12 protein-coding genes are annotated in these 13785 nt (G+C 64.8%); all 12 read left to right on the forward strand.

Annotation, left to right across the window (positions count from 1 at the left end):
• Positions 1 to 11 precede the first annotated feature (11 nt).
• Positions 12 to 488: an NADH-quinone oxidoreductase subunit I gene (locus RMP10_RS05770; protein ID WP_310569426.1), complete on the forward strand. Its 477-nt coding sequence runs from the start codon at positions 12 to 14 to the stop codon at positions 486 to 488.
• Positions 485 to 991, forward strand: a complete 507-nt coding sequence (locus tag RMP10_RS05775) for an NADH-quinone oxidoreductase subunit J (RefSeq protein WP_309669406.1) — start codon at positions 485 to 487, stop codon at positions 989 to 991. The genes RMP10_RS05770 and RMP10_RS05775 overlap by 4 nt, the downstream gene beginning before the upstream one ends.
• Positions 988 to 1281 carry an NADH-quinone oxidoreductase subunit NuoK gene (gene nuoK, locus RMP10_RS05780; protein WP_310569427.1) on the forward strand — a complete coding sequence of 98 codons (294 nt, stop codon included), beginning with the start codon at positions 988 to 990 and terminating at the stop codon, positions 1279 to 1281. Before RMP10_RS05775 ends, nuoK begins: the two co-directional genes overlap by 4 nt.
• Positions 1278 to 3305 carry an NADH-quinone oxidoreductase subunit L gene (gene nuoL / locus RMP10_RS05785; RefSeq protein WP_310569428.1) on the forward strand — a complete coding sequence of 676 codons (2028 nt, stop codon included), beginning with the start codon at positions 1278 to 1280 and terminating at the stop codon, positions 3303 to 3305. The genes nuoK and nuoL overlap by 4 nt, the downstream gene beginning before the upstream one ends.
• Before the next feature lie 3 nt (positions 3306 to 3308).
• Positions 3309 to 4883: an NADH-quinone oxidoreductase subunit M gene (locus RMP10_RS05790; protein WP_310569429.1), complete on the forward strand. Its 1575-nt coding sequence runs from the start codon at positions 3309 to 3311 to the stop codon at positions 4881 to 4883.
• Positions 4883 to 6445, forward strand: a complete 1563-nt coding sequence (locus RMP10_RS05795) for an NADH-quinone oxidoreductase subunit N (protein WP_310569430.1) — start codon at positions 4883 to 4885, stop codon at positions 6443 to 6445. The genes RMP10_RS05790 and RMP10_RS05795 overlap by 1 nt, the downstream gene beginning before the upstream one ends.
• Before the next feature lie 55 nt (positions 6446 to 6500).
• Positions 6501 to 7880: a phosphomannomutase/phosphoglucomutase gene (locus RMP10_RS05800; protein WP_310569431.1), complete on the forward strand. Its 1380-nt coding sequence runs from the start codon at positions 6501 to 6503 to the stop codon at positions 7878 to 7880.
• Between the two features lie 21 nt (positions 7881 to 7901).
• Complete coding sequence (locus RMP10_RS05805; protein WP_310569432.1) at positions 7902 to 10430, forward strand: UPF0182 family protein; 2529 nt, start codon at positions 7902 to 7904, stop codon at positions 10428 to 10430.
• 134 nt (positions 10431 to 10564) lie between these two features.
• The gene (gene sucC / locus RMP10_RS05810) at positions 10565 to 11710 is read left to right on the forward strand and encodes an ADP-forming succinate--CoA ligase subunit beta (RefSeq protein WP_310569433.1); all 1146 of its coding nucleotides are present in this window, start codon (positions 10565 to 10567) and stop codon (positions 11708 to 11710) included.
• The gene (sucD, locus tag RMP10_RS05815; protein ID WP_310569434.1) at positions 11707 to 12579 is read left to right on the forward strand and encodes a succinate--CoA ligase subunit alpha; all 873 of its coding nucleotides are present in this window, start codon (positions 11707 to 11709) and stop codon (positions 12577 to 12579) included. The genes sucC and sucD overlap by 4 nt, the downstream gene beginning before the upstream one ends.
• 111 nt (positions 12580 to 12690) lie before the next feature.
• On the forward strand, positions 12691 to 13593 hold the full coding sequence (locus tag RMP10_RS05820) for a CBS domain-containing protein (protein ID WP_310569435.1): 903 nt from the start codon (positions 12691 to 12693) through the stop codon (positions 13591 to 13593).
• A gap of 3 nt (positions 13594 to 13596) precedes the next feature.
• The coding region (locus RMP10_RS05825; protein ID WP_310569436.1) for a nucleoside-diphosphate kinase at positions 13597 to 13785 on the forward strand (189 nt) is incomplete at its 3' end.

Here is a 13785-nt window from a genome sequence, read left to right on the forward strand (position 1 = left end):
GTGTGAAGGTCATGAATCGGCCGCTCGAGCGTGTCAGTTATGTGCGCGCGACGCTGAAGGGCATGGCCACGACACTCAAGCACCTCGTGGACCCCCACAAGGTGACGATGCAGTATCCCGAAACCAAATGGGATCTGTCGCCGCGCTGGCGGGGCACGCACCGCATGCTCACCACGGAGGACGGCAAGGCAAAGTGTGTGGCGTGCGGCCTATGCCCCACGGTCTGCCCGGCCAACTGCATCAAACTCACCCCCGGTGAGGATGAGCAGGGCAATCGTTATCCGCTCGTGTTCGAGATCGATGAATTCCGCTGCATCTTCTGCGGTTTCTGCCAGGAAGTGTGCCCCGAAGAAGCCATTCATCTCGGTCGTCACTACGAGAACGCCGAGTTCGATCGCGCATCGTTTGTGTACGACCTCGAGCGCCTGATGGCGCAGACGCATCCGGTGAGCGAACTCTGGGACCCCGCTGACCCGAAGGGCGAATGAACGGTTTTTACGAGTTTCAGTTCTACCTGTTCTCGCTGCTCGCGATCGCGTCGGCGCTGCTCTTCGTGACGCGCAAGAATCCCGTGCCGGCCGCGCTCTGGCTGGTCAACGTCATGTTCGCGCTGGCCGGATTGTACGTAATGCTTGACGCGCCCTTCGTCGGCGTGATACAGGTGCTCGTCTACGCCGGCGCTATCATGGTCGTCTTCGTATTTGTCGTCATGCTGCTCAACCTCGGCCGCAGCGGCATTTCCGATATCCGGTCACTGGGCTCACGCCTTGGGGCCGGTGCCGTCGGATTGGCGCTGCTGGCGAACTTGCTGGTTGTGCAGCGGCAGAAGATTCCGCGCGTGGCGCTGGCGCCCGAGAGCGACAACGTCGTGGAAGACGTCGCCGCCTCGCTCTTTACCGATTATCTCGTGGCGTTCGAATTGACCAGTCTCGTGTTGCTGGTAGCGGTCATCGGCGCCGTCCTCCTCGCCAAGAAGCGGGTGCGACTATGATCTCCGAAGCGCTTATCGTCTCGGCGATTCTGTTCGTGATCGGTGTGGTCGGCGTGCTGACCCGCCGCAACGCGATCATCCTGTTCATGTGCGCCGAGCTGATGCTCAACGCCGTGAACCTCAGCTTCGTGGCGCTCTCCAAGATGCACAACGTCACGGGCCACGTATTCGTGGTCATGGTGATGACGATCGCGGCGGCGGAAGCGGCCGTGGGTCTGGCGATTCTGATCTCGGTGTACCGGCATTTCGGCACCGTTGATTTGTCCTCGCTTCGGACGCTTCGCGGATGATCCCGACCATGCTTGGCGTGCTCATCGTGCTACCGATCCTTGGCTTCCTCGCCAACGGTTCGATAGCCTTCTTCGGAACGCGGTCGGAGGGCGACGCTGCGACGACGGCGCGCCACCCGCTCGTCACCCTGATCGGTCCGGGTGTAATTCTGGCCGCGTTCGGCGTCGCTGTCGCCCTGTTCCTCGACATGCAGCGTGCGCCGGAACAGGCGCTGCACATCGTGCGGTACGGGCAGTGGATGCCCGTCGGCAATCTGGTCATCGACTGGAGTCTCCAACTCGACCAGCTGTCGATTCTGATGGTGCTCGTGATCACCGGAGTCGGCTCACTGATCCATCTGTTCTCCATCGGCTACATGCGCGACGATTCGAGCTACGCGCGGTACTTCGCCTATCTCAATCTGTTTGTCGCCTTCATGCTGTTACTGGTACTTGGCGCGAGTTACCCGGTGCTCTTCGTGGGCTGGGAAGGCGTCGGTCTGGCCTCCTACCTGTTGATCGGCTTCTGGTTCAGCGACAAGGCCAATGCCGACGCAGGCAAGAAAGCCTTCGTGGTGAATCGTGTCGGCGACTTCGGATTTCTCGTCGCCATGTTCCTGATCTGGGTCACGACGCAGCGGCTCGACTTCATCGGTGCCCACGCGGCGTTGAGTGGCATGGCTGGCACGCCGGTGGTGCTGGCGATTGCGGTATTTCTGTTCATCGGCTGCGCGGGGAAGAGCGCGCAGCTGCCGTTATACATCTGGTTGCCCGACGCCATGGCCGGTCCGACGCCGGTCTCGGCGCTGATCCATGCCGCCACGATGGTGACCGCCGGTGTGTATCTCGTGGCGCGGGCCGCTCCGATTTTCTCCGGCGCACCGGAAGCGTCGCTGGTGATCACGGCCGTCGGTGCGCTCACCGCGCTCTTCGCCGCCACGATCGCGATGCGGCAGTGGGACATCAAGAAAGTACTGGCGTACTCCACAGTGTCACAGCTGGGGTACATGTTCATCGGAGTGGGCAGCGGTGCGTACACGGCGGGCGTTTTCCACCTCGTCACGCATGCCTTCTTCAAGGCGTTGCTGTTCCTCGGGGCCGGCTCGGTGATTCACGCCATGCACCACGCGTATCACCATACGCATCGCGACGACGACCCGCAGGATCTGCGCAACATGGGGGGGCTGGCCAAGTATATGCCCGCCACTGCTGCGGCGATGACCCTGGCCACGCTGGCGATTGCGGGCATTCCGCCGCTGGCCGGGTTCTTCTCGAAGGACGAGATCCTCGCGTCGGTCTTTGCGCGCGCGCACGGCAGCCCTCTTGCCAGCGCATCGTTGCTCGGCGTTCCCGGCAGCACCGTGCTCTACATCGCGTACGGCTTGAGTGTGCTCACGGCGCTGCTGACCGCGATTTACATGACTCGCATGCTGCTGCTCGCCTTCTACGGCAACAACCGCACGGGGGAGGCAGAGCAGGAGATGCTGCACGAGGCGCCGGCCATCATGACTGCGCCGGTGCTGGTGCTCGGTGCCCTGACGCTCGTTGGCGGCTGGCTCAATCTGCCGGCACTGATCCCGATCGGCCCGGTTGGTATCCTGGAACAGTGGCTCGAGCCAGTCACTGGCAGCAGTGCCACGCGGTTGGCGGGCGCCGGGCATCTCGATCATGCTACGGAAACGATGTTGGTAGCCGTGGCCACGACAGTCGCTGTGGTCGGCATCGTGATTGCCCTGTTGCGCTACCGGAAGCCCATCGCCGACAAGGCGCACTCGCCGGTCGATGATAGCCTGCTCGCACGTGCATATAACGTGGACGGACTCGTGGACGCGATCATCGTGCGACCGATCTCCGCGTTTGCCAGCGTGGTGCTCACCCGCGGCGTGGAGACGGGCGTCGATCGTGCGTTCAGCGCCGGCGGATCGATGTTGTCGCGCACCGCAGCCCTCGTGGGCAGCAAGTTGCAGGATGGAGACGTGGGGAAGTACGCCTGGCTGTTGGCCGCCGGTGCGCTCGCGCTTCTGGCTGCCCTCACCCTGAGCTGACCGATGCGCGATTTCCTTCTTTCTATCGGAGCCGCGCAGTGGGTGCTGCCGGCTATGCTGATGTGGCCCGTCGCCGCGGCGTTGCTGGTGCGTTTCGGCGGGCGCGACATGTCGCGCAACGAGGATGGTATTGAAGCGCCAAGTGGCGGGCCGGACGCCCGCGCGCTCACGCTTGCGGCGCTGACCATTGAAGCACTGCTGAGTCTCGTGCTGTGGGTATCCTACGACCCGTCCGTGACAGGATGGCAAGCGCGTGTGGACCTGCCGTGGCTGACCGACATCGGTGCCACCATCAGCCTCGGCGTCGATGGACTGTCGCTGCCGATGGTTGTCATGACAGCACTTGTCCTGCCGCTCGCGTTGCTCGGCTCGTGGAACAACGTGCGCGTCCGCACGCCGGCGTTCGGTGCCCTCGCGCTGTTGCTCACGACGGGACTGATCGGCGTCTTCGTCACGCTTGACCTCCTGGCCTTCTATCTCGCGTGGGAGCTGATGCTGATTCCCACGTACTTCCTGATCGGCGTCTGGGGCGCGGCGGGGCAGTCGCGCGCCAGCCTGCGCTATGTGCTGTTCACGCTCGTCGGCTCGTTGCTGATGCTGGTGGCGATCCTGGCCTTGTGGACACTCGGCGGTAGTGCGTCGTTCCATATCGATCAGCTCATCGGACTCACGCTCACACCGCGCGCGCAGCTTTGGATGTTCGGCGCGTTTTTCCTCGCCTTCGCGGTGAAGTCGGCGTTGGTGCCGTTTCACACCTGGTTGCCGGACGCACAGGGTGCCGCACCGACGTTTGCGGCCGTCACCCTCGGCATCAAAGTCGGCGCGTACGCGATCCTGCGTTTCGCGATTCCGCTTTTCCCCGCGGCCGCCATGGAGCCGACGGTGCGTGGCATCATCCTGGTGCTGTCGGTGATCGCCATCGTGTACGGCGCCCTGCTGGCGATGTCGCAGCGCGATATGAAGCGGATGGTGTCGTACAGCTCGATCAGCCACCTCGGCTTCATCATGCTCGGATGCTTCGCGCTTACGCAGCAGGCGGTGCAGGGCGCCGTGGTAACCATCGTCAATAGCGGTATCTCCACGACGGCGCTCTTCCTGCTGGTCGGCATGCTCGAGGACCGGCGCGGTACGACCGATATGGCCGGCTTTGGTGGCATCGCCCGGGTGGTCCCGATGTTCAGTGTCATGCTGACGCTCGTCATGCTGTCCACGATCGGCCTGCCCGGCACGAATGGATTTGTCGGTGAGTTCCTCGTGCTGATCGGGACCTACGCGGAGCGCCCGGTGCTCGCGGTCATTGCGACCAGCGGCGTGATCTTTGCTGCGGCGTATGGACTGCAGGCGTTGCAGCGCGTCCTGTTCGAGCGGATCGATACCGCCAAGAATGGCGCGCTGACCGACTTCACCGGCCGTGAGCGCGTGGTCATGGCGGCGTTCGCCGTCGCGATCATCTACCTCGGCGTGTCGCCGCAGCAAATGCTGCAGCGCATCGAGGGCGCTTCACAGAACATCATCGAGTCGGTGCGCTTCGGTCCGAACGCGGCGGCTTCGCTCCCCAACGTCTCCGTGGTCCGCTGATGGGCGCTACCCTTTCGGCTGGCGCGCTCTTCCGCGCGCTGGCTCCCGAACTCCTGCTGTCCGCCGGCGCGATGGTCATGCTGCTGGCGACGGTCTGGAATCCGCAGAGCAACGACGCGGTCATGGCGGAGGGCGCCGAGAAGACGAGCGCCCTGACCCGTTTCGGCATCGTGCTGTGTCTGCTCGTTGGCTTGGTGGTGATGATCGCGTGGGGAGACGGCGTGAACGGCACGCCGGACCAGCGCATTGCGGGCGACGGATTCCGCTGGGCCATTGATCTCGTGATCCTGCTCGGCACGGTCCTCTCGCTCATCTTGCTCGACGCCGAACACCACCGGAGCGCGGCCTTCAGTCCGGAGGTGCCAGTGCTGATGCTGCTCGCGGCCACCGGCATGATGGTGCTCGCCGCGGCCCGCGATCTGATGTTCGTGTTCCTGGGCATCGAATTGATGTCGCTGGCGATCTACGTGCTGGCCGGTGTGAACCGTCGCAGTGCGCGCGGTGCCGAGGCGGCGGTGAAGTACTTCCTGCTCGGATCGGTGTCGTCCGGCTTCCTGCTGTACGGCATCGCGCTGATTTACGGGGCAACGGGCAGCACGCGCCTGGTCGACATCGCGCAATGGGTGTCGACGCAGCAGAACCTCGGGCCGATGTTCATCGTCGGAATTGGCCTCCTGCTCGTCGGCTTTGGATTCAAGGTGGCGGCCGCGCCGTTCCATTTGTGGACGCCGGATGTTTACGATGGCGCGCCGTTGCCGATCACAGCGTTCATGTCGGCCTGCGTCAAAACCGCGGCGTTCGCCGTCTTCGCACGCGTGATGATCGAAGCCATGCCGGGAGCCGCCGCGCGCTGGCACTCGGCGATGTGGTGGCTGGCGGTCGTGACGATGGTGGCGGGCAACGTGTTCGCGCTGTCGCAAAAGAATCTGGTGCGTTTGCTCGCGTACTCCAGCATCGCACACGCCGGCTATCTGCTCGTCACCATCGTGGTGGCCTCGACCGCCGGCACGACGGCGCTGGTCTTCTATGCCGTGTCCTATACGCTGGCCACGATGGGTGCGTTTGGCGTCCTGATCGTCGTCAATGGGGGGCGTGATCGGTCACCGACCCTCGACGACATCGCGGGCCTCTGGTTGGTCCGCCCGTGGCTCGCTGTTTCGATGGCGGTCTTCCTGCTGGCATTCATGGGCATGCCGCTGGTAGGGGGCATGGGCTTCTTTGCCAAGTGGTATTTGCTTCAAGCCGCCTTGCAGGCCACGACACCGCAGACCATCCTCGCGGTCATCGTGGTGCTGAGCAGCGCCGTGTCGGCGGCGTATTATCTGTCCGTGATCTCGGCGATGTTCATGCGCCCGCGTCCGACTGGTCATCCCGTGCCGTCCACCATTCCGATGGCGCAATCGCTCATCACCGTCACGTGTGTGCTGCTGCTCGTGCTGGGCGTCTATCCGACTCCCATGATCGAACTCGCTCGTCGCGCACTCCCGGGATCCGCTTCGTCTGCCGGCGTGCCAACGCCGAACGGTGCGCCGAGGCTGCAAGCCGCGAGCCTCGTCCGGTGAGTGCCTTCGATGTGCGCGAAGTAATTTCTTTTCCCACTTTCGTCACTCTCCGATAATGTCCATCAGTCAGACGATCTTCCGGCAGTACGACGTCCGCGGCATCGTGGGCACCGACCTCACTGAAGAAGTGGCCTATGGGCTCGGGCGCGGCTACGCGGCCTATCTCGACACCCACGGCATCAAGGGCGCCGTCGCGGTCGGGCGCGACAATCGGCCAAGTGGCGACGCGCTGCGCGATGCGCTCGTGCGCGGACTCACCGAATGCGGTGTAGACGTTGTGGACGTGGGCGTGGTCCCGACACCGCTGTTGTATTGGACGCTGCATCACGAGTCAGTGGTCGGCGGCATCCAGATTACCGGATCGCACAATCCGCCCGAGTACAACGGCTTCAAGATGTGCGTCGGCACCGGATCGTTGCATGGTGAGGAGATTCAGGTCCTTTACCGGCTGATCGTCGGCGGCGTGTTTCCCTCAGGCGTCGGTGCGGTGCGCCATGTACCGGTCATCGACCGCTATGTCGAGGACATCGCCGCACGAGTGGGTCGGATCACGCGCCCCGACGGCTCAACGCTCAAGGTCGTGTACGACTGTGGCAACGGCGCGGCCGCACTGGTCGCCCCGCAGTTGATGACCGCGCTCGGCATCGACGGAATCGGTCTATTCACCGAGAGCGATGGCACGTTTCCCAACCATCATCCAGACCCCACGGTCCCCGAGAATCTCGAGGACTGCATTTCGGCGGTGAAGGCGAGTGGTTCGGAAATCGGCGTGGCCTTCGATGGCGATGCTGATCGGATCGGCGTAGTGGATCGCGACGGCCGGATCATCTGGGGCGATCACATTCTCATCCTTTATGCGCGCGACGTGCTCGCCCGCACGGGTTCCGGTCAGCCGATCATCTTCGATGTGAAGTGCTCGCAGGCGCTGATGGATGGCATCGAGAAGGCGGGTGGTGTGCCCGTGATGTGGAAGACGGGCCATTCCCTCATCAAGGACAAGATGAAGGAGATGCACGCGCCGATTGCCGGTGAGATGTCCGGGCACATGTTCTTCACCGAAAGCTTCTACGGACACGACGATGCCTTGTACGCGGCCGCGCGATTGCTGCGCATCATCGCCGATTCCGGGAAGCGTATCGATGAGCTGCTCTCCGACGTGCCGCCGTTCGTGTCTACGCCGGAGCTGCGCATCGACACCGACGAAGAGTCGAAGTTCGCGATCGTCGCTCGCGCCGCCGCGCATTTCAAGGCCACCCACGAGGTGATCGACGTCGATGGGGTGCGCGTGCTCTTCGGTGATGGCTGGGGACTTCTGCGCGCCTCGAACACGCAGCCGGTCATCGTTGCGCGCTTCGAAGCCAGCTCGGCCGAACGGCTGGCCGAGATTCGCGGCGTGATGGAAGGATGGTTGCACACTCAGGGTGTTTCGCTCTGATCGCGCGAACGGATCGCTGAGATGGGCGCACGCAGCGGACTGATTCTCGGTCTGGCGATCGCCGCCGCGCTGCTCCTGCTGGGGCGCGCGGTCACGGCGTTGCTCGTCGATCACGCGTGGTTTACCGCGATGGGGCTGCCCGCCCTGTTCTGGGAACAGGTCATCGATACGGCGATCCTGCAGGGCGGTGCGTGGTGCGTGGGTACACTGTTCGCGTTCGCCAATCTGCACGCGGTGCGGCGCACGATCGTGGCGGTGGCGGTGCCGTCACGCGTCGCGAATCTCGAGCTCACGGCGATGATCTCGGGACAGCGGCTGCTGGCTGTGACCGTGGTCTTGGCGATTCTCGTCGGTGGCGTGCTCGCGATTCCACTCACCAACTGGGTGGATCTCGCGCTCTTTCGACACGGCTTGCCCTTTGGGGAGATCGAAGGCGTGCTGGGGCGCGATCTTGGCTTCTACCTGTACTGGTTGCCGATCGAAGAGACGCTGTATCTGTGGTCGTTGGTGAGCGTGGTGTCGATGACGGCGTTGGTGGTCGTGCTGTACGCGCTCACGCGAAGTCTGCGGATGGAAGGTCGGCGTGTGGCCGCCTCGACGCATGTGCGGCGCCACCTGAGTGCGTTGGGCGCCGTCGTGTTGTTGCTCCTGGCCTGGAGCTATCGTCTCGACGGCTTCGACCTGCTGCGACAGGGGAGTGGGCCGGACGGGATGTTCCTCAAGGTCGATCATCGCGTCACGATGCGGATGGACTACCTACTGTCGTTTGGCAGTGCGCTCGCGGCGCTCGTCGTGTTTCGGACAGGGTGGGTCGGTCAGCTGCGCGCCGCGTTTCTCACGCTCACTTCTATTCTGATCGCCGCACTGGGCTTGCGGCACGTCGCGCCGATTGTGCTGGCCCGGACCCATCTGCTCGGCGATCCCGCCACTCGCGATCTTGATTACTTCGCGTCCCGCGCGCTGTATAGCCGGCGCGCATTCGACGTCGAAGGCATGCGCGTCGTGCATCGCGACAGTGGCGCCGCGTTGCTCACGCGCGTACCACGAGCCGGCCTGCCGGTTCGCCTCAGCCTGTGGGATCGTGGCACCCTGGCGACGGCTATGCCGGCCACGCGTGCACCAGAGGGTGAGCCACGCGACGTCGCGCCATCGGATCAGGCCATGGGCGACGCGTCGCCGTTGGGATGGACCGTGGTGGGTGATCGCACCACTGCGTTGGTGGTGCGTCGGCCCGTCGGTAGCGCCGAGGGATGGCTGGCGTCGGCGGTCGATGCCACGCGACCGACGGTGCGAGACAGCCAAGTCGAGTTCGCGCAAACGACCGACGACTACGCCGGCGACGAGCCGCTGGTCGGTCCCGGGCTGCGTGGCGCACGTCTCGTCGATGCCGAGCATGCCCGAGGGGTGCGCGGCGTGTCGCTGACGTCGCTGCGCGCGAGGATCGCACACGCGTGGGCACTTCGCGACCTGTCCTTGCTCGATGCGGACACCAGCGCCGTTGAGCCACTGCTCGTGACCCATCGCGATGTGCGCGAGCGCGTGGCGCGGCTCGCGCCGATTTTCGTGCAGGGAAATGACGTCTTGCCGCTCGTGCACGAGGCTCGCCTCTACTGGACGCTGCAGCTGTATAGCGCGTCCGATCGCTATCCGCTCGGTCAGCAGTGGCAGTTGTCGACGGGCGTGTACAGCTACTTCCGCCTGGCGGCGACAGCGGTCGTCGAGGCGTCCAGCGGTCGCGTGCGCCTGGTGGCTGCACCGAGGCCCGACGCGCCGACCCGGACATGGATCGTGCGGCTCCCGTCCCTGTTCGCGACGCCGGGCGAATTGGCCCCGGCACTCGTGGCGCAGTTGCCGCCGGCCAGTGAAAGCGCGGTGGCGCAGATCAAGACATTCGCGCGCTTTGGTTCGAGACTCGAGGGAACGGTCATCCGCCAGCTGCCCGACAGCGCGCTGGTTGGCGGCACCCCACCGCCACACTGGATCGGCAACGAACGCGAGCGGTTGGTCGCGTGGAGCGTGCCACTGCTCGACGGGGGTGACCAGATCGGCGGTGTCGCGACCGTGAGTGGCGGACTGGCCCGGCAAACGTGGTGGGACTCGACCACCATCCCCCGCCAGCGTTGGCGCGCGACCACCGAGCGCATGCAGGCGGCGCTCGACAGTGCGCGCAGTGCCATGCCCGACGGCACGCGCCGTGAACCGCGTATTCGCGCCGGACGGGTCAGCACCGTCATGACACCGACCGGTCCGTTGTTGGTGCAACCGCTGCTCTGGAATCGCGTGGAAGGCAGCACGATCATCGCGCGCCTCGTGGCGTCCGACGGCGTCCGCCTCGGCGTCGGGAGCACGTTGGTCGAAGCATTGGGACGGATGGGCGATATCCCGATGCCACTGGCGCCACCAGCAGCGTCAGGAGAGGAGGGCCCGCCGTCGGACGCCGCCCGCCGGTGGTACGTCGCCATGCGGGACGCACTGCGACGTGGCGATTGGGCGAAGTTCGGTGCAGCGTTTGATAGTCTGGGCCGCGTATTGGAACGACCGCCGCAATGAACGCGGCCGTGTCGGGCATCGCCGGTTCACGGTGCCTGGCACGTACGGGCGCGCTTCGCACGACAGGCGGGTTGCTGTCGTCGGGCACGACCACCTAGCATTGAACCGATGACATTCCTCGATTCGGAGAACGCGTGAACCTACACGAGTATCAGGCGAAAGAGCTGTTGCGGGCGGCCGGTGTGCCGATCCCGCCCGGCGAAATCGCTACGACGCCGGAACAGGCGGAAGCCATCGCGCAGCGCTACGGCGCAGCAGTTATGGTGAAGGCGCAAGTGCATGCCGGCGGACGTGGCAAGGCGGGCGGCGTGAAGTTCTGCCCAACGCCGGAAGCGGCCAAGGAAAAGGCGACCGCCATTCTCGGTATGACGATCAAAGATCTCGTCGTCGAGAAGGTGCTCGTGACCATCGCGGCCGACATCGGCTCTGAAGCGTACGTCGGCATTATCGTCGACCGCGCAACCAAGAAGCCGGTGTTCATGGTGAGCGCGGCCGGTGGCATCGACATCGAAGAAGTCGCGGCCAGCACGCCGGAGCTGATCCTGTATCACCCGGTCGACACGCGCTACGGCCTGTTGTCGTTCGAAGCGATGCGCATGGGCTTCTTCCTGTTCAAGGACGTCAAGCTCGCGCGTCAGGCCGCGAAGATCATGCAGCAGCTGTACACGGCGTTCATGAATGCCGGCTGCTCGCTCGCGGAAATCAATCCGCTCGTGCTCACGCCGACGGGTGAATTGATCGCGGTCGACGGCAAGATGGTCATCGACGACAACGAACTCGATCGCCGCCCCGACGTCGCCGCACTGCGCGACGAGTCGTCGGAAGCGCCGAGCGAAGTCGACGCGCGCAATTCGAACCTCACGTTCATCAAGCTCGATGGTAACGTCGGCTGCGTGGTAAACGGCGCGGGCCTCGCCATGGCGACGATGGACCTCGTGAAGCATTACGGCGGCGATCCGGCCAACTTCCTCGATATCGGCGGTTCGTCGAATCCGGAGAAGGTCGTGAACGCGCTGCGCATCATCACGTCCGATCCGAACGTGAAATGCATTCTGTTCAACATCTTCGGCGGCATTACGCGCACCGATGACGTGGCCAACGGCATCGTCACGGCGACCAAGGCGAATCCGCTCAAGGTGCCTATCGTGATCCGTCTTACCGGCACCAACGAGGAGATCGCCGTGAAGATTCTGCAGGACAACGGCTTCTCGGCATCGAACGACATGGACGCGGCCGTGCAGCGCGCCGTGGAACTCGCGACGAAGGGAGGTGCCGCGTGAGCATCTTCATCGACAACGGCACCAAGCTGATCGTGCAGGGCATCACGGGCCGCGACGGCTCGTTCCATGCCAAGCAGATGATCGAGTACGGTACGCAGGTCGTGGCGGGCGTGACGCCGGGCAAGGGTGGCCAGACGTTCGAAGGCACCGTACCCATTTTCGATACCGTGTACGATGCCGTGCAGGCGACGGGCGCCAACACCTCCGTCATCTATGTGCCGCCGATGTTCGCGGCCGATGCGATGATGGAAGCGGCGGCGGCGGGCGTGAAGCTCATCGTCTGCATCACGGAAGGCGTGCCCGTGTTGGACATGACCAAGGTGTACCCGTACGTGAAGGAACACGGCGCGCGTCTGATCGGCCCGAACTGCCCGGGGCTCATCACGCCTGGCCAGTCGAAGGTCGGTATCATCCCCGGTCGGATCTGCATGCCGGGTCACGTCGGCGTCGTCAGCCGCTCCGGCACGCTGACCTATGAGATCGTGAACCAGCTCACGAAGGCCGGCATCGGCCAGAGCTCGTGCGTCGGTATCGGCGGTGATCCGATCAACGGCACGAACTTCATCGATTGCCTCGCCGCGTTCGAGGCGGATCCGCAGACCAAGGCCATCGCGATGATGGGTGAGATCGGCGGCACCGACGAGCAGGAAGCCGCCGCGTTCATCAAGGCGCACATGAAGAAGCCGGTGGTCGGCTTCATCGCCGGTCAGACCGCTCCGCCGGGCCGCCGCATGGGCCACGCCGGCGCGATCATCTCGGGCTCCGAGGGCACGGCGGCCGAGAAGATCGAGTCGTTCCTGGCTGCCGGCATGGGCGTTGCCCAGCGTCCGGTGGACTTTGTCGATCTGATCAAGGCGCGTCTGGCGTAATCGCACCAGCCGCCGGGTAGGAAGCGGGGCGGATCACGAGCGTCGTGATCTGCCCCGCTTTCTTGTACGCGCCCCCTGCGTAGCGCGCGCACGCGCGCGCAGATTCCACCAATGCCCATCACACCGCAACGTCTCGCCGATCTCCTCGTCGCCTCGCGCATCGTCATGCCGCTGATGGCGGGCACGGTGGCTGATGCGGCCGCAGCCCTCTGCGTGTCGCTGGAACGAAGCGGGGCGCTCTCCAACGCCGACCTGCTCCGTGAGCGGATCGAGGAGGCCCGGAGCGAAGACATCGTGGGGCTCGCGGACCGCGCCTTCGTGCTGCACTACCGCACCGACGCGGTTCGGGACCTCGTGGTATCCATCGGGGTGGCGCCCAAGGACGTGGTCCGCGTGCTTGACGACGACGAACTGCAGCGGGCGCGTCTTGTGGTGCTGGTGTGCGCGCCGCCACGACAGATGGCGCGGCATCTCCAAGTGGTCAGCGCGCTTGTTCGCGTGCTCTCCAATCCGACGAGTGTGGCGGCGGCGCTCGCCGCGGAGACGCCGGCTCAGCTGGTGGCGCTGCCGCAGTTTACGGGGAAGGAGCTCCCGGCTCAACTCACCGTCCGAGAGCTGATGTCGGAGCGTCCACGGACCGTCGGCCCCGAGGCGCCGCTCCGGAGCGCCGTGCTTGAGATGCTGCGGGCCGGCCTCGGCGGCCTTCCGGTGGTGGACGAATCGAACCGGGTCATCGGCATGTTGAGTGAACGTGAGCTCTTGCGGGATCTCCTGAGCCATTATCTTCCGCGCGCCGGGGGTGTGAACGCACTCCAGCCGCCAGCCGCGGCGCGGCGCACGGTACGCGACATCATGACCCGTCAGGTCCTGTGTGTGGCGCCCGAGCAGCCGCTCGCCGAGGTGGCGTCCCTGATGCTCAACAAGGACGTCGACCGGGTACCTGTCGTGAAGGATGACCGATTGGTCGGCTTCCTCACGCGCGGGGACATCGTTCGCAAATTGATCGGATCCTGACTCATGGCTGGTCGTCGCACTCTTACCATCGTCAAGCCGGACGCCTTCGCTGGTGGCAAGGCCGGACTCATCATCGCGCTGCTGGAGAAGTCGGGATTCACGGTCAAGGCCGCCCGCGTCATGCAGCTCTCCTCCGAGCAGTCCGGGGAGTTCTACGCCGTGCACAAGGGACGCCCGTTCTACGGCGAGCTG

This window comes from Gemmatimonas sp., from assembly GCF_031426495.1.
GTDB lineage: Bacteria > Gemmatimonadota > Gemmatimonadetes > Gemmatimonadales > Gemmatimonadaceae > Gemmatimonas.